At 66.2% G+C, this 23,870-nt stretch carries 15 protein-coding genes and 1 pseudogene; 5 read left to right on the top strand and 11 right to left on the bottom strand.

What is annotated here, in order from left to right; translation table 11 throughout:
* Nucleotides 1–89 precede the first annotated feature (89 nt).
* Together JZ791_RS07475 and JZ791_RS46270 are read left to right on the top strand one after the other, a co-directional pair.
* Complete coding sequence (locus JZ791_RS07475; RefSeq protein WP_216893449.1) at nt 90–455, top strand: hypothetical protein; 366 nt, start codon at nt 90–92, stop codon at nt 453–455.
* 85 nt (nt 456–540) lie between these two features.
* Nucleotides 541–2,214: a transposase gene (locus JZ791_RS46270; protein ID WP_216893448.1), complete on the top strand. Its 1,674-nt coding sequence runs from the start codon at nt 541–543 to the stop codon at nt 2,212–2,214.
* A gap of 333 nt (nt 2,215–2,547) precedes the next feature.
* On the opposite strand, the gene JZ791_RS07465 is transcribed toward JZ791_RS46270, so the two are convergent.
* The 3 genes from JZ791_RS07465 to JZ791_RS07455 form a co-directional block, all read right to left on the bottom strand.
* Nucleotides 2,548–3,033, bottom strand: a complete 486-nt coding sequence (locus JZ791_RS07465) for a hypothetical protein (RefSeq protein WP_216893447.1) — start codon at nt 3,031–3,033, stop codon at nt 2,548–2,550.
* A gap of 35 nt (nt 3,034–3,068) precedes the next feature.
* Complete coding sequence (locus JZ791_RS07460; protein WP_216893446.1) at nt 3,069–10,103, bottom strand: helicase-like domain-containing protein; 7,035 nt, start codon at nt 10,101–10,103, stop codon at nt 3,069–3,071.
* A 146-nt stretch (nt 10,104–10,249) separates the two neighbouring features.
* A complete protein-coding gene (locus JZ791_RS07455) occupies nt 10,250–10,543 on the bottom strand; it encodes a hypothetical protein (RefSeq protein WP_216893445.1) in 294 nt (97 codons plus the stop codon).
* A gap of 382 nt (nt 10,544–10,925) precedes the next feature.
* Here JZ791_RS07455 and JZ791_RS07450 point away from each other — a divergent pair, with 382 nt between their 5' ends.
* Entirely contained in the window at nt 10,926–11,093 is a 168-nt protein-coding gene (locus JZ791_RS07450) for a hypothetical protein (RefSeq protein ID WP_216893444.1), read from the top strand.
* A 50-nt stretch (nt 11,094–11,143) separates the two neighbouring features.
* Here the strand turns inward: JZ791_RS07450 and JZ791_RS07445 are convergent, their stop codons facing one another.
* From JZ791_RS07445 to JZ791_RS07420, 6 genes are all read right to left on the bottom strand, one after another.
* The gene (locus JZ791_RS07445; protein ID WP_216893443.1) at nt 11,144–11,557 is read right to left on the bottom strand and encodes a hypothetical protein; all 414 of its coding nucleotides are present in this window, start codon (nt 11,555–11,557) and stop codon (nt 11,144–11,146) included.
* A 131-nt stretch (nt 11,558–11,688) separates the two neighbouring features.
* Complete coding sequence (locus JZ791_RS07440; protein WP_216893442.1) at nt 11,689–13,182, bottom strand: hypothetical protein; 1,494 nt, start codon at nt 13,180–13,182, stop codon at nt 11,689–11,691.
* Between the two features lie 27 nt (nt 13,183–13,209).
* Nucleotides 13,210–13,878, bottom strand: coding sequence for a DUF8176 domain-containing protein (locus tag JZ791_RS07435; RefSeq protein WP_216893441.1), 669 nt, complete (start codon nt 13,876–13,878; stop codon nt 13,210–13,212).
* 6 nt (nt 13,879–13,884) lie between these two features.
* Complete coding sequence (locus tag JZ791_RS46440) at nt 13,885–15,840, bottom strand: glutaredoxin domain-containing protein (protein ID WP_216893440.1); 1,956 nt, start codon at nt 15,838–15,840, stop codon at nt 13,885–13,887.
* Between the two features lie 253 nt (nt 15,841–16,093).
* Nucleotides 16,094–16,297, bottom strand: a complete 204-nt coding sequence (locus JZ791_RS07425; protein ID WP_216893439.1) for a hypothetical protein — start codon at nt 16,295–16,297, stop codon at nt 16,094–16,096.
* Between the two features lie 207 nt (nt 16,298–16,504).
* Nucleotides 16,505–16,936 (bottom strand): hypothetical protein, encoded by a 432-nt coding sequence (locus JZ791_RS07420; RefSeq protein ID WP_216893438.1) that lies wholly within the window; start codon nt 16,934–16,936, stop codon nt 16,505–16,507.
* Between the two features lie 307 nt (nt 16,937–17,243).
* Between JZ791_RS07420 and JZ791_RS44765 the strand changes: the two are divergent.
* Nucleotides 17,244–17,375 (top strand): annotated as a pseudogene (locus JZ791_RS44765) (ATP-binding protein); the annotation flags it as partial.
* 205 nt (nt 17,376–17,580) lie between these two features.
* Here JZ791_RS44765 and JZ791_RS07415 read toward each other — a convergent pair.
* Nucleotides 17,581–18,498, bottom strand: a complete 918-nt coding sequence (locus JZ791_RS07415; protein WP_216893437.1) for a hypothetical protein — start codon at nt 18,496–18,498, stop codon at nt 17,581–17,583.
* A gap of 12 nt (nt 18,499–18,510) precedes the next feature.
* On the bottom strand, nt 18,511–18,852 hold the full coding sequence (locus JZ791_RS07410; protein ID WP_216893436.1) for a hypothetical protein: 342 nt from the start codon (nt 18,850–18,852) through the stop codon (nt 18,511–18,513).
* A gap of 128 nt (nt 18,853–18,980) precedes the next feature.
* Here JZ791_RS07410 and JZ791_RS07405 point away from each other — a divergent pair, with 128 nt between their 5' ends.
* Nucleotides 18,981–23,372 (top strand): CHAT domain-containing protein, encoded by a 4,392-nt coding sequence (locus tag JZ791_RS07405; RefSeq protein ID WP_216893435.1) that lies wholly within the window; start codon nt 18,981–18,983, stop codon nt 23,370–23,372.
* Nucleotides 23,373–23,870 lie beyond the last annotated feature (498 nt).

The following is a 23,870-nucleotide window of genomic DNA, read 5'->3' as shown; positions in this document are numbered from 1 at the left end:
AGCGTCGGCGATCCAAATTCACGCCGATCGGCTTGGGTGGCGAGGCGGCCAGCCGACGAACAGCGGCGGCTCACGGAAAGGAAGTGGTGATGGCGCGAAAGGAAGATCCGGCTGCCGCCGGCCTCGAGGCGTACCAGCGGGTGATGATCGGCTCGCGGATCGAACAGGCGGTACGGGAGTTGGCGGTGAGCATTGGCGAACATCAACAGCGCGTGCGCATTCGGGAGGAAGAGACGGAGCGGCTGCTTGCCGAGGAGCGTGCGGCCGAGGAAGCGGCGTGGGCGGCTTACGAGGCCGCGAAGGAGGTCGGCGCGAAGGTTGGCGATCTCGACCGCGCCGGGCTCAAACCGAGAACGACGAATCGGTCGCGCCGGGTCCGCTCGGACAGCCCATCGGAGGCCGCAGCCAGGGGGCCGCTCACGCCTCCTGCTGTCGGGCTGGAGCTGTCCGAATAGCGCTGCGGCGCAATGTGGCACGACGGTGGCTAGGTGGTTGGTGTTTTTCGTGCGGTGATCGGCCGGGCTCGAGCACGATGCTGGGGTGACGTTGGGGTGTGTGCCGAGTCAGGGTGATTTGCTGCGGTCGACGGTGGAGTTCTGCGCCGGGCGGATAGCCGGGGACTCGATTTATGGTGTGCTGCACCGTGACTGCGGCCGGTTGTTCCCGGATGAGATGTTCGCTGATCTATTCACCGATGTGGGGCGCCGGTCGGTGCCGCCGTCGATCGTGGCGGTGGTGATGGTGTTGCAGCGTATCGAGGGACTCTCGGATCGGGAAGCGACCGAACGCTTCGCTTTCGACGCCCGCTGGAAATACGCCGCTGGTGGTCTGGACTTCGATTATCCGGGGTTCGTGCATACGGTGCTGGTGGACATGCGTGCCAGGCTGGCACGGTCGGAGCGGCCGAACCGGATCTTCGACGCCGTGCTCGAGGTGGCTCGGGCCGCGGGGCTGGTGGGCCGGCGCCGCGTGCTGGACTCGACTCCGTTGTATGACGCGGTGGCCACGATGGACACCATCACCCTGGTCCGGTCGGCGATCCGCGGCCTGCTCGCCGTCGCCGGCACTGAGCTGGCGGCGTTGTTGCAGGCGCAGGTCAGCAGCGGTGACGACTACGCCAGCGCAGCCAAACCGGTGATCGATTGGGACGACCAAGCTGCGCGTGAACAGCTGATCGATTCCCGGGCCCGTGACGCGATGGCGATGCTGGCAGTCCTGGACGGGCGCGATCTCGACAAGCCGATCGGCAAAGCCGCGCAGCTGCTGGCCACCGTGCTCGGTCAGGACATCGCCGAAGACGACGGATCCTTCCTGATCGTGCGTGGCACCGCCGCAGACCGAGTGATCTCCACGGTCGATCCCGAGACCCGTCACGGGCACAAGACCTCGGCGCGCGGGTTCGACGGCTACAAGGGCCATATCGCCCTCGACCCTGACAGCGAGATCATCACCGCCGCCACCGTCACCCCCGGCAATGCCGGTGACGCGGACCCCGCCACGGAACTGCTCGCCGACATCCTGCCCTCCGAAGCCGAAGCCGAAGCCGAAGCCGAAGCCGAAGCCGAAGCCGAAGCCGAAGCCGAAGCCGAAGCCGAAGCCGAAGCCGAAGCCGAAGCCGAAGCCGAAGCCGAAGCCGAAGCCGGGCAGGCGGCGGTGTTCGGTGATGCCGCCTACGGTGCCGGAGACTTACTGAAATTGTTGGACGACAACGGGATTCGCAACCATATTAAGGTGCAGCCATCACCGGCGGTGAAGGGGCACTACTCCAAAGACCGTTTCACTATCGATCTGGACGCCCGCACGGTGACCTGTCCGGCCGGGGTCACCACGACTCTCGGTGCCCGCACCGGCCGCCGCACCGGCACTGCTCATTTCGGTGAGGCCTGCACGGCCTGCCCCCTGCGCGGGCAGTGCACCAACGCGGCTGGTGGGCGCACGATCACCATGGGTGCCCACGAGAAATACCTTGTCACCGGCCGCGAGCGGCGCAACGATCCGGACTGGGCCGCCGAGTATCGCGCCACCCGCCCCAAGGTGGAACGCAAGATCGGACACCTGATGCGCCGCCGACACGGCGGACGCCGCGCCCGCCTGCGCGGACGAGACAAGATCAATGCCGACTTCGGGCTGCTGGCCGCCGCGGTCAATCTCGCCCGCCTGGCAGTTCTCGGAATCACCCCCGCCGCCGGGACCTGGACCGCCGCCGCTACCTGATGGCACTCGACACCACCATGAACGCCGAATCGCTACCGATGCAACCGGAAACAACCCCCCAGCCACTGCGACCCGGTTACCGACAAAGAACCCCCGGTGCGGGGCCGGCAACCTTACCGGGCCCCGCACAAGGGGCCGTTCGACACCAAACACCTAGGGCTTGTAGTTACGGGCGGTCGCCGAGACGAGGGCCCGGCCAGAGTATCGGTGCGGGGTGGGAGGCGGTGATCGCAACTGTTGTTCGTCTACACGGATTTCTACCGTACGGCCTTGCCGAGCGAGTACTTCGAGGAAGTTGGCTATGGATGGGGACGAGAAGTATGTGCTCAGCGGCTACGCATTGTCCCATCCGCACGACAGCTCGGTGTGCCCTGCCAGCGTGCCGGTCCCCCCTTTCCTTTCGGCGGCTTGGTAGTCGTCGATGTGGATCAGATACGGCAGTGGAGAAGGGGTCCAGGTGGTCTGGACGTCGTAGGCAGCGAATAGGGAGGCGTCCGCGGGGATTTGGGTGAGTTCGCGTAGGCGCCGGTCGAAGACGTTGCCACACATGGGATGAGGGCAATCACGGTGCGCGAGGTGGTCCAGTGCGACCAGCGTCAAGCCGCGCTCGGCGTATATGCCGACCAGTAGTCGAGCTGGGTCGACAGGGTTGGCGAAAGCAGGGAACGGATTTATCCAGTCGAACGACAGGTCTGCCTGTCGAGAGCCGTGCGTGTAGTGCCCGGCCAGCGCAGCCGGGACCACACCGAGAGTCGAACTGTCCTCTTCCAGTAGGTGATTGAGGGTTTCGTGGTGAACCGGTGTTATCTCGGGTGTCATTGAGGGTCCTTCAGGGATAGGCGGGGTCATTCCGGTCAGCGGCCGAGACCATTGCCGGGCACGTCTGCGTGGCGAGCTGGGCCGATGTGGCCGAACATGATTCGCCCGGCCATGAATCCGCCCGGAACGGGTGGGGTCGGTGTTCTGGGGGTGGGTTTCTCCGGTGGTGGCGTGCTGGTGGAAGGAGAGTTCGAGTGACCGCGATCGATAGCTCGGACGAGTTCGTCGCGTCCGGTGTGCAACTGCAGGCGGTCGCCGAGGTGGGGGCTTTCCCAGTCGAAGGCTGCGCCGGTGGCGTCACGGGCGGCTTCGAGGCGGTTGGCGAAGTCGAGGGCGGCGTCTTTGTTGGGGTGTCCGGCACCGAGGGGCATGACGGTGCCGGAGTGGATGTGGAAGACCTCCCAGACGGCGTTCGGCCGTGCGCGGGTGATTAGGAAACGGCCGCCGTTGGATAGTTGTGAGCCGCGGGCGGGCCTGTAGTAGTGGAAGACGTCGGAGCTGAAGTCGATTCGTGCTTTTGCCTTCTCGTCCGTTGTTGCGTCGGCGACTGTGACTTCTGCGCGCATTCGGGGTGGTCGGGACCAGCGTGGCGGTTTGCTTCTGCCGCGCAGGTGGGTGATGGCCGCGGTGACGCTGCCGTAGCGGCCGATGCTGCTGGGGCGCTGTGTCGGGGCGTGGTCGGCCTCAGGCTGCTGGTCGGCTCGGTCGATGTCGGTGTGTTGGTGCGGGTTCGGCTGAGACGTCGGCAGCGGTTGTGAGGTAATGGACCGTAGCCGATGTTCGTCCGGACGGATTTCCACGACGCGGCCTTGTTGTGCGAGTGCGTCGACGAAGTTGGCGACCGACAGCGCGGTGGTGACTGCGAGGGTGCTGGAGGGGCTGACCCATGCTTTAGCGTTGCCCGACCAGGTGAACCCGCAGGAGCGGATGAGTTTCTTTATCTCGTCGTCGCGTTCGGTGCCGTGGATGTGTGCACGTCCGTCGTCGTAGTGGATCCATATCGGATCGCGGTCGGCGGTATCGACGTGGGTGAGCAGGTGCTGTCGAATGACGTGATCGAGGAGGTCGCGGGGGTAGGAGGGGCCGGGGACTGCGCGTCCGTCGCGCATTTCGGTGATCCAGGCGCTGTGGTGACGGGTGCGATGGCGGTGTCGGGTGCCTGTGGCGATCATCGTCCCGTCCGGTCCCCACACCGTGATGTGGTCGGCGGGGGCGAGTGCGTAGCGATAGATGTCGGCGCCATGGGCGTGGGTTTCAGCGTCGTCGGGCACGCTGGCCTGCCAGCGGGCCCGGGTGTCACGGCTGGTGATGGTGTCGCACATCCCGCGACCACCAGGGGAATGCAGTCGGTCGCGCAGGCCGTCGCTGGACCAGTCGAACGGCACTCCATCCACGGTGAAGGTGGCCAGTTCGCTGGCCCAGCGGTGGGCGGTGTCGCGGTTGGCGGCCGGACCGGCGATACGCAGCGCAGTGCCGATGTGCAGCACGGTCCAAGCGCTCGTGCCAGTGGTTGCAATGAGGAAGGTGTCGGCGACGAGCTCGGCGGTGGCCGCATCGAGGTCATCGGCACGTTTGAGCGCCGATCTGATTCGAGCCACCGATTCTGAGCGCGTCTCGGCGACCCGGTAGCCATCCGCGCCCTCGCGCCAGTGCGCCAACACCGTGTCGACGTCCGTGAACCGGGAAATGGAGACCTGGTCAACCTCCTCGGCCCGGAGGTGCAAGGACGGCGCGGGCGGGTTTGCCTGTATCAGGGCCGTTGTTGTCACCGCGGTCGCAGGCGTGAGCACTGCTGTATGTGTGTCGAAGGCGGCCTCCTGTTCTGGGATCGCGAATTGGGGGCCGTCTGCGGTGATGAGTTGGCGGGTCTGGCCTTCGACCTGCGGAGTCCTAACGATCGTCGCCGAGTGCGGATCGGGCTCGACATCGGCGGCGGTTGGCCCGGTGGATGACGCGCGGGCCTCGTGCCGATCGGTGGGCGCATCGTCCGGCGGGGGTGGTGGTGTGGTGGCCTCATTGGTGGGATCGGTCGCAGCCCTGGGCGGCGTCGACTCGATCGGCTCTGGCTGGGACGGAATTGCCCGACTCGGTGGGGCCTCGAGTTCCTCGCCTTTCTGGATGCGGTGTTCCTTGGCGATCTCGGTCTTGAGGCGGTCGACTTGGGCGTTGGTTTGGTCGAGTTCTTCGCGGAGGTGCTCGGGGATGTTGTCTCCCACAGCTCGCGCGAGCAGGTTGGAGTGTTTCTCGTTGGCGACGACGAGTTTGCCGAGAAGGCGTTCCTCACGTTCCTTGGAACGGGCGGTAGGTCGATAGGGGTTGTCGGTTTTGGGGGCCAGACGCCCGGAGATGGCGTCGCGCTCAATGCGGTTGTCGGCGAGTTGGGCGTCGATCGCGGTGATGTCGTCGTCGAGTTTGGCCAGGAGTCGTTCCAGCGCGAGGATCGTCTGCCGGGCTGGATGGTCGTTGTGTCCGTCGGTGTCTTCGGCCTCTGAAGCCTCGGCCTCGTCGGCTATGGCGATCTGCTCCAATTCCTGTGCGGTCCATAGGGGCCGACGGTCCATCAGGAGGCGGGGATCTTTCCAGCCGAATCCGATGCGGCCGACCCGCAGGCCGGCGTCGAAGTCCGTGAGGACTGGCAGCCCGCCGAGCTGACCGACGGCTACGGGATGGTCGGGTGCGGGGCCTGCCGCGATGCGCAGCAGCTCCTGTGTGAGGGCTTGGGCGGCGTCGGCGCGTTTGCGGTGGATGCTGCCATTTATGGCCATGGCGAACCGGTCGCCGGTCGTTGCTGTGCGTTGGGTGGCGGCCGCGCGCATCACCTCGACAACGGGCGCGGCGAGTTGGTGCCAATTGTCGAGGTCGGCGAGTTCGGCGGCGCGGGTGTCCTGTTGGCGATCCCAGGTGCGGGCGAGTCCTTCCAGGCGGGCACGTTCGGCGGTGGCCTCGGCCAGGTGCAGCAGGGTGGGGTCGCCGGAGGCGAGGGCGGTCAGCATGCCGAAGTTGACGGCGTCCTCGCCGATGTCCTCGATCTCGCGCAGGTTGAATCCGCGTTTTTGCATCTGGTTGATGAAGCGGGCTTTACGGGCGAGGGTGTTGAGCCGGAACTCGTCGAAGGTGCGTTCGGTGATGTAGTACAGGACGCGGACCTCGTCGGGGGTGCCCGCGATGTCGGGGTGGTTGAGGTTGCCCTGGCGTTCGATGCGGCCGTCGCGCTGGGCCATGTCGGCAGGCTTCCACGGGTACGACAGGTGGTGCAGCGCATACGCGCGGTCCTGGACATTGGTGCCGGTGCCCATGGTCGGGGTGGACCCGATCAGCACGGTGACGCGACCGGTCCGGCACTCGGCGAACAGTTTGTCCTTCTTGGCATCGGTGCCTGCGTCATGCATGAACCGGATTGTGTCGCCGGGCATTCCGAGCGCGACCAGCCGCTCGCGCAGCTCCTCGTAGAGGTTGACGCGGTGTTCGGCTTGGGAGTTGGGGGTGCCGTCGTCGAGGAACACCAGCTGCAGCGCGCCGGGCAGCTCCTGGGGTGCGGGGTCGTCCTTGGATCGTGGGTAGAGGATGTCGCGGGTCTGTCGCCAAATGCGGGTGATCTGCTCGGCCGCGACGGGCAGTTTGCTGCCGTCTTCGCTGCTGTAGCCGACCAGGCTCATGTCCAGGCTGGCGCGAAGGCCTTCGCCGAGGGCCTTGAGCACACCGCCGGGCTTGCGAACCCACGGCTGGGACGGCAGCAGTTTCACGAACTGGCGCTGTTCGGCGCTGGCGGGGATGAGGAACTTCTCGCCGCGCTGTCCATCCTCGCCGGCCCGCACGGGCGGGGTGGGGAGCTTCAGGTCTTCGGCGGTCTGGACGTCGGCGAAGCCCCAGTAGACGGCAAGCAGTTCGGGGACGTTGAAGAAACGCGCGAAGCGGGCCTTCATCCTGTAGCCCTGGCCTTTGGGGTCGGGTTCGAGCGAGCTGACGACTTCGCCGAACGTGCCGGCCCAGTTGTCGAAAGCCTCGAGGCCCATCTCGTCCAGGATCTCGGGCACCATGTAGCGCATCAGCACGTAGGCCTCGGTCACGCTGTTGGCGATCGGGGTGCCGGTGGCCAGCGTCGCGACGCGGCCGGTGCGGTTGTTGCGGCGCAGGAAATCCAGCAGCATGTGCAGCTTGGTGGCCTTGTCCGCGCCGTCGATCGCGGCGCCGGGGATCGCGCTGACGGTCCGCAGATTCTTGAATTCGTGGCTCTCGTCGACGAAGACGTAGTCCAGGCCCGTGTCTTCGAGGTAGACGCCGCTGCGGTCGCTGGTCTTGGCGATCTTCTGCTTGATCTTCGCTTCTGCCCGCGCCAGCGCGGATTCGATCTCTTTGACCCTGCGTTTGTCCATGCCGACTTCTTGGGCGCGGTCGACCTGGCTGCGCAGGTTGGCCATTTCGCGGTCGATGTAGTCGGTTTGGGTCTGCGGGCGCAGCGGGACGCGCTCGAATGCCTTGTGGGTCAGGATCACCGCGTCCCATTCACCGCCGGCGATGCGGGCCATGAACTTCTTGCGCCGCTTCTCACTCAGGTCCGAGGCGGTGATGGCCAGCAGTTTCGCGTTCGGGTAGAGCCGTCGGAAGTCGCGGGTCCACTGCTTGAGCATGTGGTTGGGCACCACGATGGCCGGTTTCTTGGCCAGGCCGGTGCGCCGCAGCTCCATCGCCGCGGCCACCATCGTGGCGGTCTTGCCCGCGCCCACGACATGCGCCAACAGCGCGGTGTTGGAGGCCAGGATGCGCCGAATCGCGGCGTTCTGGTGTGGCCGCATCTCCCAGTCGGTGACCAGACCCGGCAACGTCAGGGGCGCGGGGGAGTGTTCGACAGCGACGAGGTTGTTGAAAGCGTCGTTGTAGATGCGCGCCAACTGCTGCGCGCGGTCGGGGTCGGTCCATACCCAGTCGGCGAACTCGATGGCGATCTCGCGGGCCTTCTCGCGTGCCGCGTCGGTGGCCTCGCGGTCGACGTAGGTCTTCTTGTTCGCAGTGCGGGTGATGGTGATAGTGGATTCGGTCTGGCTCAACAGCGCCGAGAACAACTCCTTGGCGTTGCGGTCGGGTGTTCCCCACTCCGCTTCGGCCAGGTCGCCGTAGGTCGCGCTGTCGCCGCGGACCTCCCAGGCCGTGCCGCCGGCGTATTTGACTCCTGCATCACCGAATCCGAGATGACGCAGGAACGCGGTGTAGACCTCGGCGGGAACCCAGGGGGCACCGATCTTGGCTTTGATCTCCGAGGGGTGCAGGTCCGGCGGCAGCACCGCCTCCAGCGCGGCGACGTTGGCCCGATAGGCGGGATCACGCTCAGCGACCGCTTGGGCGGCGGCGAGTTTGGTTTTGACGTTCCCGGACAGGTACAGGTGCCGCGGTTCCCACTCGCCGGGCCGATCGGGGTCGCGGTAGGCCAGGCCCGCGGATCCGACTCGGTCGGCAGCTTCGAATGCCGAGACCTCCAGCAGCGTCGCGACGCGGTTGATGTCCAGGCGGCCACCGTCGTGTTCCAACGCGATGGCGATGGCGTCCTCGGGTGTTGCCGCGTGGGTCGGCAGGGCCCGCGGCGCGAGGACTCGATCGTGTAGAACCTTCTGCTCAATGCCCTTGCCGGCCTTGTCGTCCCACACTTCGAGGCCGAACAACAGGGCTGAGTCGGGATCGTCGTCGATCCAGCCGTACGCGGTGCGTTGCTTCCACTCGTCGGGGACCGGGATGCCATCGGCCTTGGCTCGCTGTTTCGCCTCGCGCGGAGTGAACAGCCGGTACTGGCCGGGCTTGGCCAACACCGGGTGCCGGCGGCGATAGGTGCGCAACGCCTCACGCAGCCGGGCGCGATGGGAGGCCAGCTGCGGGGTTTCCTCCTGTGCGGTGGAGGAGGCTTCGGCGGCGTAGAGGCGGTTGGTGAGCTGCTTGAGGCGGATCAGTTCGACCAGCTGGGCGCTGTAGTCCGGGTGGATGTCGACCGGGACCATCACCCCGTCCTCGACGACGGTCGGGGTGCCGGCCGCGTCCAACCCCAGCGCGCCGTCGGGCAGCTCCTGTTCGTCGAAATCGTCTTCCGGTTCCGTCGCCGCACCGATGCGGGCGGCGGCTGCTGCCAGGCCATCGGCAACCTGCGCGTCCGGGTGCAAGACGACGGTGGGTTCGGGCCCGAACCGGCCCATACGGGAACGCAGGTCACCGACCACTTGCTCCGGATGATCCAGAAAGTAGGAGTTGACCTCGACGGGCTGATGATGGCCGGGCAATTCCAGGATCTCGGTCCGCAGCCAGCTGGCATCACCGGGCGGGTCACCGTCGGGACGGCGCCGTAGGAATAGGACATCGGTAACGACGTCGGTTCCGGCGGCGGCGATATGGGCGCGGGTAGGCAGTCGCACCGCGCCGACCAGGTCGCCGACCGCGTGTATCGCCCGGCGAACGTCATCATCGGAGGCATCCAGCGTCCAGCGGGAGGTTATCAGCGCGACAAGGCCGCCGGGCTCGACCGCGTGCAGGGTCTTGAGGATGAAGTGGTTGTGGATGTTGAGCTTGAGGTCCGGGTTGTGGACTTCGTCGTACACCGGATAGTCGCCGAAGGGCACATTGCCGATCGCGGCGTTGAAGCGACCGGCCCGCAGTCGCAGCGTCTCGAAGCCCTGGGCGTGGATCTTGGCGCCGGGGTGCAGCAGTCGCGCGATGCCCGCGGTGGTGGGGTCGAGCTCCACGCCGGTCATCCGCACCGGGGTGGCGGTATCGGTGGGGGCCAAGGCGATGAAATTGCCGCTGCCGCACCCCGGCTCCAGTACCGCGCCGCCGTCGAAGCCCAACCGGCGCATGGCCTGCCAGATCGGGCTCACCAAGCCGACGTCGGTGTAATGGGCGTTGAGGGTGTTGCGGGACGCCGCGTTCCACTCGGTGTCGGTCAGCAGACCGCGAACCTGTTCGCGCTCGGCCGCCAGCGATCCCCATCGCTTGAGGGCTCTAGCGTGTTCGTCGTCGGACTCGAAGCCCGCAGGCACCGGTTCGGTCGCGAAGATGCTGGGAAGCGCGCCCCATCCGGACCACCGGGCGAGCACTGCTTGCTCCTCGGGTGTGGCCGGGCGAGCGGCCTCGCGCAGGGTGTGCAGTAGCCGTATCGCGGCGAGGTTGGCGTGCGCCCGCGCCTTCTCCCCCGACGGGGCCAGCTCGTCCTGGCTTGCGGGCCGGAATCCGTTGGGAGTGGCTACATCTCCAGGTGTTCGGTCCCCGGTTCCTTTGGCAGCCAGATCTTCTCGGCGTAGACGATCTCCGTCGCTTGAGCCCGCGTCGCGTTGCGCGCTGTCGCCCGCTGCGTCAGCGGCAGCTTCGCCAACAGCTCGTCGGTCAACGTCCCGATCCGCTCGCTCACGTTCAAGTCCAGAGCGTGGAAGTACGCCGTCTGCGCGGCTGGGTCGCCGAGCTGGTGCAGGGCTTTCGGCCGGTAGGTCTGCCAATACCGCATCGCTGTGCGACCGTGTCGGCTCAGTTGCTGTGTCATCATGATCCCCTTCCGAACCGGCGGTGGCAGAGTCGTTCTCGTCGTCCGACGGTACTGCGGTGACAGGACCGGCATCGGCCGCGTCGCCGATCTCGACGTCGCCGGTTTCGATGACTTGGTCGGCGTGATTCGTCTCGGCGGTCCCGCCGGGCGGGAGCAGAGGTGTCGACTCGGCGGAAGGCTGACGAGGCTGCGGGGCAGGCAGATCGGACTCGGCCTCCGCAGCCTCCGGCTGAGGTGCGGCCGGGAGGGCAACGGCGGGAGCCTGGCTGGTGTCGGGTCCGGGTTGATCGGTCGTGGGCGGAGGAACCCAGCCGAACCGCAAGACCGCTTTGGCGTCCAGAGACCGTGGGTCCACTCCGAGGGCGTTGAGGCGGCGCTCGTGCTCGGCGACAGCGTCTTCCAGGACGCGGTAGTCGGCCAGCAGCGCGTCCCGGCGATCGACGAGCCGCTGGATCGAGCCGCGCATCCGAGCAGCCAGGCTACGGTCGGCGGCAGCGGTTTTCCGGGCGCTGTCCAGCGCCCGGCGCGTTTGCATCCCACGCGATAGGACACGGTCGCGGTCGCTGACCGCGCGTGCCCAGCCGGTGACGAGCTCGGCTAGCCCATTGATGCCGCGCTGCGGCGCAGCTGGCTGGTCACCATCGCCTCCAGCTCCCGGCGCAGCGGATCGTCCGGATCGATCGGGACCGGCATCCGATCCTCGATCCGCTGCTGCACTAATGCCGTTGCCAGCTCCCGGAACTCCAGCGGCAGCGGCGCCGCCCACAGCCGATCGACCATGCTCATCGCTTGATCCTGCTCCGGACACGCCGTCACCAGCAGCTCTCGCCACCGGTCCGGATCTCGCTGATCCCGTAGCAGGCGGGCCTGCTCCTCGGTCCGGTCCTCCCAGTCCGGTGCCGACTCGACGGCCTGCGTCAGATGTGGGTGGTTTTCCGGTGTCCACGGCACTGCGGCGGTCGTCGTTTCCCGGTTGTGTCGCGACCACACCGCGCGACGGATGTTGCGCATCGTTGTACCCCTTCTGCTCGAGGACCGGGTCGTCGAACTCGGCCCACAGCGACTGCTGCCCGTTCTCGGGCGGTCCGCCCGTTCGACCGGCCACTCTACCGTGATCCCTTCTACTTGTTCTAGTTATTCCCTCAATGCGTGCGCTGCGGTTGATCCTGCTGCTGGTGAGGCAATGCGGTTCTGGAAGATGAGGCCGCAGGCCGCTGCGGGGGCTCGGCCGCCGCGGAAGCTTGACTCGATGCGGGCGGCGGGGTGAGCGGCCCTAATGCCGTCTCCAATGCGGTCGATTCCTGTGGTTGGGCGGTATCGGCATCGCGCGTGGTTTCTCGCACGCTCTCGAGCGCTGGCTTGGTGCCGAGATCCTGGCCGTGTAGGAAGTTTGTGACGCTGTCGCGGGGCGGCAGTAGATGGCGTGGGAGGGCAGCCTTGATGGAAATCTCGAGGTCCGTGGACGCTGCGGTGAGTGCCTGGTCGGTAGGCATCCCGGCGTAGCGAGAGCCTTCGAGTTCGGTGGTCCAGTCGATGTCTTCCCAGAGTCCGGGTTCGTGGTAGCTGGACTCGAACCAAGAGCCGAGCCAGTCGCGCTTCAGATCGTCGGTGACTTGGGGCCACAGAGTGACGGCAGTGACGTAGTTGGCGTCGAGTTCCGGGATAGGAGGGATGCCGGAATTGTGGGCGCTCAGGCCGAATTCGCCAGCCATCCACAGCACTTCGACCGGGCCGGGAATGGCGACCTCCTCGGCGCCGCGCCAGCCTTGCAGGTACAGGTCGCTATGAACAGTGCGGCCGTTGCGGGTATCGCGAAGCTGCCACAGTTGATCGGTATCACGGTCGGACAGATGGGCCAGGATTCCGGCGGGCGCGGTATCGCCGGGCTCGGCGACGACCTCGTACAACGGTTCGTCGAGGTGGTCGATGGATAGGAAATGGACGCGGCTGCCGAGGCGAATCGCATTGTCGCTGGTCTGCGTGTGGCGCAGGATGAACTGGGGCTGCTGCCCGGGGAATCCGGTCGGCAGGGCGGAGGACTCGGCCCGTACCGCCGCCGGGTCCTCCCGTCCCTCCTCGGCGTAGGGGCTGAAGATCCCGGCTATCTCGTCGGACTCGGCAGTGCTGCCGAAGTCTGCGTACCAGCTCCCCCAGTACGGATCGCCGCCCAGGACATCGCGGTGCTGTTGCAGATACACCGACAAGCGGGCATCGGCCTGGCTGATCACTGCGGCCTGCTCGGCGGCTTCGGCGTCGTACTGTGCCGTGGCGTTTTCGACGTAGACGTATGCGTGTCGAGATGCCTCCTCGAACACCGATTCCAGATGGCGGGCATGGGCTCTGATCTGCGCTGGGCCGGTCAGGCTCGCGGTGTTGGGCGTACCAGGATGTGCGGCGATGTCACGTAGAACATCGTCGGTTGTCCGGTTTTCGGCGGTGGCCAGGTCCGACACGGCCCGGCGAAGCACCGCCGGATCGTCGGGGTATTCGATGCTCGCAGGGACGAGCAGCCGAACATCTGAGTCGTTCCGGGTCCAGACGGGGGCACCGCGCCAGGTGCCGTCCTGCCGCCATCCTCGATCGACCAGGTATCCGAAGAGCGCTTGTGAGTTGATCTCGTTGTCGGGCTGGGTCATTCGGTGCAGTTTCCTTTCGGGAGATTGCTACGAGGCAGGGTTGATGGCGGTGATGAGCACGCCCTCGGTGGTGGTCGCGGTGGTCACGATTTGCCGGTAGGTAAACGGTGCGTCGTGGCCGTGGCGGGTGATCAGGTCGACGCGGTAGCGGCCCGGCCCGTCGGCGGTGATTGACAGGCAGTGCTGGGTGCCCGCAGGCACGGTGGTGATACCGGCCTGGAGTCGTTCGATAGAGCCGACGGCTGCGGTCGGCGCGACGAAGCTGCGGGCCGCGGCGGCGTCGCGCAGCACGTAGTAGGCGTAGTCGAAGCCCAGAATGGCGTGCGGCCCAGTGTCGGTGCCGCCGGGCTCGCCGCCACGCACGACGGTGCCCGCCTCGCTGGTGCGGCACGGTCCGCCATCGGCGAACGCCGTGGGAGTCGTGTGGGCCGACAGAGTGGGCGGCGCGGAGCGTGAGGGATTTCCGTTGTGGGAGAACAATATTGCGACCAAGGTCACCACCGCGCCCGCCGCGAGGACACCGGCGGCCACCACGGTGACGCGGTGACGCGATGGCGGGGCGCGATGCGGCCGGTTCGGTCCTTGTGCTCCGTCGTCCTTCGGTGCGTTGCTGTAGATCTCCCGCGGGGGGCGCAGAACCGGGCGGTGACGCCGCGGTGAGGGTGCCGGACCGGAGTGATCGGTTGTGTCGATCATGGGCGGTCACCGCCGGCGGGCATGGGTGGGGCGCGCCGGCGACATGGGCCGCGCCGCCCAGGTCGGCGGCCGCGCCGAGATGGCCGGCTGTCGATGCGTGGCGTCGGCGGCGGTGATGACGCCGTTGTCCACGCGCCAGGTGTCGGCAGGCTCCTCGAGCGGGGCAGTGGTGATGACGCCGTTGTCGATGTGCCAGCTCGATTCGGGCTGTGCGGAAACTGGATTCGGCCTGTGGTCGGTGTGGGACTGGCCAAGGGCGGCGAGTCTGTCCGGGCGAAATCCGGCGAAGTGGCTGTCTCCGGCGAACACGACCGGGGCCGTGGTGTAGCCCATCCCGAGCAGCCAGCGGCGGGCGTCGATGTCGGTGCTGACATCGACCTCGGTGTAGTCGACGCCGAGACGCTCTAGCGAACGTTTGGTCGCGGCACACTGAGGACAGTCCGGCTTGGTGTAGACGGTGATCGGATCGTAGGGATCAGGCATGGCGAGTTCGTCCTTCCGGGCTGGGGTGTTGTTGGGATGCGGGGGCTGGCTTTCCCCGGTCACGGTGACCTCGGCGGGGTCGAAGAGGAGGTAGGTGAGATGGTTGCCGATGTCGGCTTCGCCGCCCTCGACCGTGAGCAGGCCGGCGTAACCCTGCGTTCGGAGGTGGCCGGAGAACAGCTCGCCGCAGCGTTGGGTGATGCGTTTGAGTTCGCCGACCCTTATCTGGTCGCGGTGCAGGATCTCTCGTAGATCCCGCAGGTTGTTGATTCGGATCCAGGACGGGCGTTCGGCGCGCTCGGCCAGATCCTTTTCCGCAGCCAGCACCTGACGGAATCCCGCCATCACCTGATCAAGGGTTGTCTGGTCGGTGAGGTCGATCAGACGTGCGTCGCGGACGGATACGGAGTACAGCACCGGTGTGTCGGTGCCGACCTGACGCGCCCGGTGCCGGGCGTATCCAGCGGCGATATGTTCCTGTGCGAGATACACGCCACTGCCGACCGTGTCCTCTTCGGCCTTTTCGATCCGCTGAATCCCGGATGTGGCTGACCCGTGCCACAGTGTGGCGCTACCCAGCTGTACCTCCGACCACCCTTCGACTAGCGGGCTGGCCGACCGCAGCGGCACTAGTTCCTCAGGTTTGAGACCAGCGGCGAGATGATCGGAGATGTCCTTGCCGACTGCGGCCTCGACGATCTCCACCGAGCCGACCCGTCCCCGCAGGAGCTCCGCGATGGTGACGGCATGACGGCGGCCGGCCTGGTCACGGTCGGTCACGATCACCACCCGTCCCGCCCCAGCCAACTGATCGGCATGCTGGACGCGGAACTTGCCCGCTCCCATCGCATTACAGGTGGCGGTTAATCCAGCCTGGGCTGCGTTGTCGGCGTCCTTCTCGCCTTCGACCAGATGAATCGTCCGGCCGTCGCGTACTGCGGCGATCACCTCGGGCAGTCGGTAGAGCAACGCGGGGAATCCTCCGCGCGCCCAGGTACGCCCGTCCCATCGGTGCTGCCAGAAGACGCGCTCGGTCCCTTTTTCGTGCGGGATGTAGGCGCGGGTGACTCGCCCGGCCGGGGTGCCGTCGGGCAGCCGGTAGTAGTAGCGGGCCGCGATGCGCGGCTGCCCGGTTCGCGCGCCGAGCGAAGCGTCGCGCGGGGTTGGGGGGACCGGGCGCGGCGAGGAGGAACCACGTGCCCGATAAGGGGCGGCGTGGCGGGAGGTAAGGCGGCGTGCATCGTCGAACAGGTCGGGCACGCCCAGACCGATCGCGGCCAGCACCTCGTGATCGGCGCAGCCAGTGAAGCATCGCAGGATGCTGCGCTGCTTCGCCGGGTTGTAGACCAGGCCGAGGCTGGGATCGGAGTCCTCGTGCGTCGGGCAGTTGTAGAGAGTCCAGGCGCCCGAGCGCCTGCCGAATCGCCCAGCGTCCTCCAGGGCCGCGTTGATGCGGTCGAAGGAGGTCGTTGAGCTCATGGCGTTGTTCCACTTATTCCAGTAAGGAGCCCGGAGGTAGGGGCGCGGCCTCGTCGTGGTCGCATCGCTGGGGTGAGGACGCGGAAACCGATGCGACGAGGTGACTTTCCCGCTGGCTGTGCAGCGTCGAGGCTCTTCGTCTGCCGTTCACGGTGCTGTCTTCGCTTCCGTCGATCACCCTATGATTCTACTTATTCTAATGGCTCGCAGCCGCAAGGCCCTCGGCAATCGGAAGGCGACCGCGTGCGAGACGCTACGACAGGCGCTTGCCCACGCCGGCAAAGCCGATCAGGATAATGATCGGTGCGGTGATCAGCACGCCGATCACGAATGCGACGGCCCGCAGGATCGGCCGACCGGCACGGGCTTTGGTGGGCCAGGGGCCGGTGAAGCGCACAATCGCCAGGACCGCGGCAACGATGAGTAGGACCGCAGGATAGACCAGCAAGATCGACATTGGATCCTCCTCCTTATTCCAATGGTTCCAGAGTGTAGAGCGCTGGGGCCACATCAGGGAAGAGGTTTGCGTCAGATGCGTGAACCTCCTGGTCCGGGGCACGGCCGCGCTTCTGGTGGCCTGATAGGGAACTACGATATGGGATGCGTGGGAGTGACTGTAGCTCAATAGAATTGACCGGGCGACCACAGCTGACGGCGCCCGTTGCTACCGATCATTGTCTGTCGGCGGTACATAATCGGCCTTCTTGGTGACGGCGTCCTCGGCCCAGTCAGCCCAGTCCGGCCAGTCATCCCGGTCCGCCCACCACGCATCGCGCGCCTTGTCCCAGATGGCAGGGGTGCAGGTGAATCCGCGTTTGATCCGACCTCGAGGAACTGCGGGCGGCAGGCGGCGACCCGTGGGCAGACGGTCTGGGGCCGGTGGGAAGTCTTCAGCTTTTCGCAGGCGGTGGCGTTTGCGGGTGGAAGCGGTCTTGTCGGCCAAGGCGGCTTCGAGCCAGTCGGACCACGCAGGGTAGAGGTCGCGGTCGGCGATCCATTTCTTCTTGGCCGCTTCCCACACTGGGTCGCTGATGGAGAGACCGCGTCGTTGGCGCCGCCAACCCGCGGAGGGGTCGATTCGAGGCTGCTCGTCCACCCGTTCCCTTCCTCCAGTGATTCCAACGGCCGGAGGCAATGGTACCTACGGGCACTGGGTTCGGCGGCACTCAACATCGTCAGTACGAATGAGCCGTTGTGGCGTCGGGTGCCGTACCGGATCGCGGGTTTGAAGCGCCTGTGGTTCGGCGCACAATAGGCGTGCGGTGCCCGGTGTAGTTCATCGTCCCGCAGGCGCTCTGCCCGATCCAGGAAGGGGCTCCGGATCGGACAGTGCGCATTCACGATGATATTCGCGCCGTGCAGTGGGCGACATCGCCTGTCAGCGGCGACTGAGAAATCCCCGTGCCCTCCTGGACCGGCTGCTCCACCGCTCAATCGTCATCAACCTCGACGGCGACTCCTACCGCCTGCGCGACCACGAAGCCGCCGCCGACAACCTCCGCCGAGCCACCACCGGACACCGCGAACCCCTCTAATCGACTTCGCTCACGGGTGAGAAACTTCGGCGAGCGCAGGCTGGACTTCGGCGAGCGCCGTCAACAGAAGGGTGAAGTTCTCGAGCGCACTCTCCGCGTCGACACACCGGCCGATCGCCGACCTAACTCGCTCCGGTCGGCGACAAGGCAAGCGGTTTGAAACCCGAGGCAAAAGACAAGCTCTGAGACTGAGGGGCCGCCCGGCTCAGGTTGCTTTGCGTGCGCGTGCAGTGATGAGGCGGCCGGTGTGGCGGTGTACGTGTCCGTCGATGGTGGGGATGCCGAGGGCCTCCGCGAGAGTGGTGGCGTATAGGTCGGTGGCGGTTTCGACGAGGTCGCTGAGGGAGGCGATGGTGCTGCGGGCCTGGTACCAGGCTGCGGTGTAGGTGCCGAGGCCTGCGAGCAGGGCCGGCCACCATCCGGTCCATGCGCCCACGAGGGTGTAGAGCAGGCCCCAACCCGCGAGGACTGTCGTTCGATCGAAAGCTATACGCGCGGCTGTGATGTCGGCGCGCATTGTTTCGGGCAGCAGCGGCCACAGTCGGGGCCACGTGCTGCTCAGGTCGATGCCGTACTGGTTGTCGATGCGGGTGGCGGTGGCGGCGACCCTGTCGCCGATCCACGTGGGCCGCTGCGGTGGAGCCAGGCAGATTCTGTTTCGACGCTGCTGGGCGTCGTCCGGGTTGCGGCGGTTCCACCAGTACAGCAGCCGCATCGACAGGGGTGGTTGCCCGGGCGGTGGGGTGGCGCCGAGCGCGGAGTGTTGCGCCGCATTCCAGCGTTGGGTGCGCCACCAGGTCAGGGGCTTCCCCAGCCAGTTCAGGCGCTCCGCCAGCCATAGGCGCGTGATCAGCCAGCTCGCGGCATTCGCGGTCAGACCCGCCGCCGCGGCCGCGAGCAGGACCGCCGTCGCGGCTAGTGCGACCGCGACATTGCCGTGGCTGGTCAGGGTCTGGGCACGGCCGGTCAGTTGAGTGCTCACAGAGGTCGTGTCGTTCCATGCCTTCCCGCGCGTCAGATACGCGCAGGCGGCTGTGGCAAGCAACAAGAGCCCTGGAAGGACGAGCAGGGTCAGCCATTTGTCGGCGAGCTTCTTGGCGAGCTCACCCATGAAGGAGGACACCGAGGTCGCCCCCTAGACCAGCGCCATATTGCGTGAAGTGGCGCGGTCACGGTGGCACTCGGGGACGGGTCCGCCCGGGGAACGCCGCGCTTGCCGTCCGCACTGTGGGTCGCGGGGGCATTCGTAGAGTTCCGAGATGGGTTTTCCGCCGGCCGTTCCCGGCAGGCCGACCCGTTCGTCCAGATCGGGGGCATCAAGATCGCGTCGCAGTACGGTTATCGGATCGGTGATGTCGATTCCGGCGGCGGCGGCCGAGATCAGACTCTCCAATTCGCTTGCCCGGCCTTTGACGGCCGCGGCCTGCCGCAACTCGGGCAGGGTTTCACACAGTTGGGCCAACCCGATCGCGACCATTTCGATGTCACCGGCTCTATGTTTGTCATCATCTTGGCATGGACGTAACTAGTATCGGACAACGCTGGCCAGGTAGCGGATAAACCGGCGAGACTGTAGCGGGGCCCGCGCTGACAGGGGGTCGATCGGTGACGACGTTGATGAGCATGGGGCGGTGGCTCGCGACGCTCCGCGCTGCGAACTCGCTTCGAAGTGCTATCCGCACAAGCAATCTGGAGCAGGTCAACCGCGCAATCGTCGGGTTCACGGGCGTGCTGGAAACCCTTCCCACCGCCGATGCGGACCGGGCCGCCTTGCTGAACAATCTGGGATATGCGTTGCTAATCCGGTTCCTACAGGCCGAGGACCCGGATGACCTGGACGAGGCGGCGCGCCTCATCGGGTTGGCCGTGAACGACGACCCCGCAAATGCGTTGTACCTGAACAACTTCGGGGATGTTCTGCTGACGCGGTTCGAGTGGTCCGAAGACACGTCCGACCTGGATGAGGCGGTTCGAACCGGGCGCTCGGTCATGGCCCGCGCAAGTCGTTCGGGAGTCATCGATCGGAGGTTCCGTCGCCGGTTGCGCCGTGCGCGTTCGATTTTGGCCGGAAGACTCGGTCCCCGCGATCGGCTGGCATATCTGATCCACCTCGGGAGGGCGTTCCAGGCCCGGTTCGAGCGGCTCGGGGACGTCACAGACCTCAACGAGGCGGTACAGGTCGGACAACAGGCCGTCGACGCCACTCCCAGCGACCACTCCGATCGGGCGGTGTCCCTGAACGGACTCGGAAACGCGCTGCGAGCTCGTGCCGAGTTGCTCAGGGATCCAGCCGATCTGGACGGTGCGGTCCAGGCGCTGCGGCGGGCCGTCGACGCCGTCTCCTCTGACAACTCGCTCTTGGCTATGTGTCTGACCAACCTCGCAAATGTGCTGCTGACCAAGTTCGGGTCGTCCCGGGATACAGCTGACTTGGACGACGCGATACAGGCTGGACAGCGGGCTGTTGACATCGTCCCCTCGAACCACCCTGCAAGGGCTACGTGCATGAACACATTGGCAGTCGGGTTGGTGACCAGGTTCGGGTGGTCCGGGGATTCGGCTGATCTGGACAATGCGATAGACGCCGCAGAAATGGTCGTCGCCCTCGCCCCGATCGGCCACCCGCAGCGGGCGACGTGGCTGAGCAACCTCGGAAGCATGTCGCTGACCAGGTTCGGGCGGCTTGAGGATTCGGCCGATCTGAATAATGCGCTTCGGTTCGGGCAGGAGGCTGTCGACGCTGTCGCCATGGGCGACCCCGACCGACCGGGCTATCTGAGTAACGTCAGCAACGCCTTGCTGACCAAATTCGAATGGTCCAGATCTGCGGCTGATCTGGATGACGCGGTGCGATTCGGGCAGGAGGCTGTCGATGCTGTGGCCGTTGGCGACGCGAACCGAGTGGCGTCCCTGAACAGCCTCGGGAATGCACTGCTGACCAGGTTCGAGCGATTCGGAGCTGCGGCTGATCTGGATGACGCGGTGCGGTTCGGGCAGGAAGCTGTCGATGCTGTCGCGGTGGGTGACCCGGACCGGGTGGCCTGCCTAAACAACCTCGCGAACGCCCTTCAGGCCCGGTTCGACGCGACCCGGGATCCGGCCGATCTGGACGCCGCGCTTCGAGCCAGACAGCTCGCCGCCGACGCCGTTCCCCCACACCACCGGGACCGCGCAAGATATCTGTGCTACATGGGAAGCACGCTGCTGACCAGGTTCGAACACCTCGGGCACACGGCGGATCTGCGCGATGCCGTACGAGCCGAGCAGCAAGCCGTCGACGCCGCTCCCCTGGACGACTGCGACCGACCCAGGTATCTGGACAGCCTCGGGACCGCTCTGAGAGCCAGGTTCGAGCGATTCGGAGACTCGGCCGACTTGGATAAAGCAGTCGAAGTCGAACAACAAGCTGTCGATGCCATCACCGACCCCAACCGGCCGGGCTACCTGAGCAACCTCGGGAATGCATTACTGACCAGGTTCGAGCGGTTCGGAAACTCGGCTGATTTAGACCGAGCGGTAGCAGCCGAGCAGCAGGCCGTTGACACGATCACCAACCCAAACCGTGCGGGCTACCTGAACAATTTCGGGAATGCGCTGCTGATCAGGTTCGAGCGGTCCGGAAATCCGGCCGATCTGGACAAGGCGGTACAGGCTCATCGAGAAGCCGCTACCGCTACCGCCGTTGATCACCCCGAGTCGCCGAAATACCTCAACGGCCTCGGAGTAGCACTCCGGACCAGATTCGACTGGGACGGGGACTCGGTTGATCTGGACGATGCGGTACGAGCCGAGCGGGATGCCGTCGATGCCACTCCCGTCGACCACCCAAGCCGATCGGGGTACCTGAGCAATTTCGGGAACGCATTGCTGACCAGATTCGAGCGATTCGAGGACTCGGTCGATCTGGACGATGCCATACGCACCGAGCAGGGTGCCGTTGATGCCGCTCCTGCCGACCACCCCGACCGGGCGATGTATCTGAACAGTCTCGGGATCGCGTTGCGCGCCCGATTCGAGCGAGCGGGCGATCCGGTCGATCTGGACGATGCGATACGAATCGGACAGCAAGCCGTCGATGCCGTCGCCTCGGACCACCCTTACCGGGGGAAGGCTATGAGCAACTTCGCCGACGCTCTTCGTGCCCGATTCGAACGGTCCGGGGATCCGGTCGATCTGGACGATGCGATACGAGCCGGACAACAAGCCGTCGAAGGCACCGCGATCGACCACCCCGACCAGTCAGCGCTTCTAAACAGTCTCGGGATCGCGTTGCGGGCAAGGTTCGAACGAATCAGGGATCCAGCTGACCTGAAAGCGGCCGCGCTCGTGCACAAGCGGGGTGCAGGCATTCAGGGCGCATCACTGCCGATGCAGTGCAACAACGCCGCCGGTTGGGGGGAATCGGAGGGGATGCTCGGTCGCTGGGATACCGCCACGATCGCCTATCGGCAGGCGGTAGAGCTGCTTCCGCAGCTCGCCGGTCGCGAGTTGGCTCGCACCGATCAAGAACACCGGCTCGGTCAGTACACCAACCTCGCCACTCGGGCCGCCGAGGCCGCTTTGCACACAGGAGACGCGCCTGCGGCGTTGGGGTTGCTTGAGCAGGGCCGTGGTGTCTTGCTGGCCCAAGCACTGGAAGTGCGCGACGACCTTGCAGCGCTACGGGAGAAGAAGCAGCTCGAACTGGTTGCACGCTTCACCCGCGTTCGTGACGCATTGCAGCGCGAACCCACTCTTGTCGCCGCTGTGGCGGCCACACTTGCCAGTCGCGATGAGGCTTTGCATGAAAAGCGTCGCCGACTTGAGGCCGAGCGGGTCGCCGTGCTGGCCGAGATCCGGAAACTGCCGGGCTTTGAGACATTCTTATTGCCTCCGAATGCCGCCGAACTGGGTGTGCTGGCCGTGCCCGGGACGATCGTCGCTGTAACTGTCAGTGCCACCGGAGGTACCGCACTACTGTGCACCGCCCACCACGATCGCTCCGGCAACCTCATCGGCCGGGTGGAGCGGGTAGATCTTCCGGGCGCCACCGAATCAGCCGTGCTGGCGCAACTCGCCGTGTTCCGGGCAGCCACCATGCCGCGTGCCTGGGGTCGCGATGAAAAGTTGCGCGCTGTGCTCGGCTGGCTGTGGGAAAACATAGTCGGCATCGTCCTGGACAAGCTCGGCCGCGACATCACCCCGCACTCGGAGGCACCGACGCCGCTACCCCGCCTCTGGTGGATGCCGACCGGACCTCTCGTTGTGCTGCCCTTACATGCCGCGGGCCGGTACCCCAGCATCGAGGAGGCCGAGCAGGGTGTCCAACCTTGGGGCGCATTGGATTTGGTCGTATCCTCCTATACGCCCACCCTGCGGGCACTGCAGCACGTCCGCGGCCGGCACGCACACGACGCCGCGGGGCAATGCCCGCTCATCGTCGGTGTGAATGTCACACCCGAACGCGACGGAACCTTCTACCCAGCCCTGAAGTCCGCGGTAGCGGAAGCCGAGCGTGTCCGCGAAATACTCGCCGCGGTAGACCCCGTTCTTTCCGACAACCAGGCCACTCGCGCCGAGGTTCTGGAGCGGCTCCCACAGACCGATATCGCCCACTTCGTATGCCACGCAGCCACCGATCCCTACGATCCGTCGGCCAGCCACCTCGTTCTGTACGACCAGAACCTGTCCGTCGTCGACCTCGTCGAACTGCGCCTCGCGGAGGCGCAATTGGCCTTCTTGTCCGCATGCGGTACCGCCGACCCCGGCGGCACCCTGCTCGATGAGGTGATTCACATCGCCGGCGCTTTCCATCTCGCCGGTTTCGCCCACGTCATCGGGACGCAATGGCCGATCAGTGACAGCATCGCCGAAAGTCTCACCGAAACCATCTACGCCAGCCTCGCCGGCGACCCGGCCTGCGCCGCCCGTGCCGTCCACGCCGCCGTGCATCCCCTCTATCAGAAGCGCCCCGCCGAACCACGGTGCTGGGCCGCATATATCCACATCGGCCTGTGACCGTGCGTGGCTGGGTAGTAGCGAGGCGGCGCGGGAGCCGTGCGCACCGTGCGACGCATGCCGCTGACAGCCGCCGATCGGGACGGCGAAGTCCGCGGTGACTATCGGCTCAACAACGTCCATTGGCATCTCCCACAACGCCGAGACCTGCTTGGTTACATCGGATTCCAGATAGATGCTGGGTAGCACTGCGCTGGAATGATCCGTACCGGGAGAATCACCACGGCTCCACTGCGTCCCGTCCCACCAATACACAAAGGTCAAACAGCGGGTTTTGACGCGCGAGTCCAGCACATAATCAGTTACCCACTCCGGAGCGCCGCTTTACGTCCTACCCTGCATGGGCTTGAGTCGAGGTCCGTCGCCGCGGGCTCCGAGATGGCGGGGCGGGTGGGGAGCTCAGCAGCGGCTTGCCACCATAAGCACCCTTGTCTGGTCGAACGTACTCATCTGCTGCGTTTCGGTCGTTCGACGGGGCGTAAGTTGAAGCCCGACAAC

The sequence above is a fragment of the Nocardia alni genome, from assembly GCF_019038435.1.
In the GTDB taxonomy this organism is placed as follows: Bacteria; Actinomycetota; Actinomycetes; order Mycobacteriales; family Mycobacteriaceae; genus Nocardia; species Nocardia alni.
The sequence above is the reverse complement of the archived record's forward strand: the minus strand, read 5'-3'. Positions and strand labels throughout refer to the sequence as shown.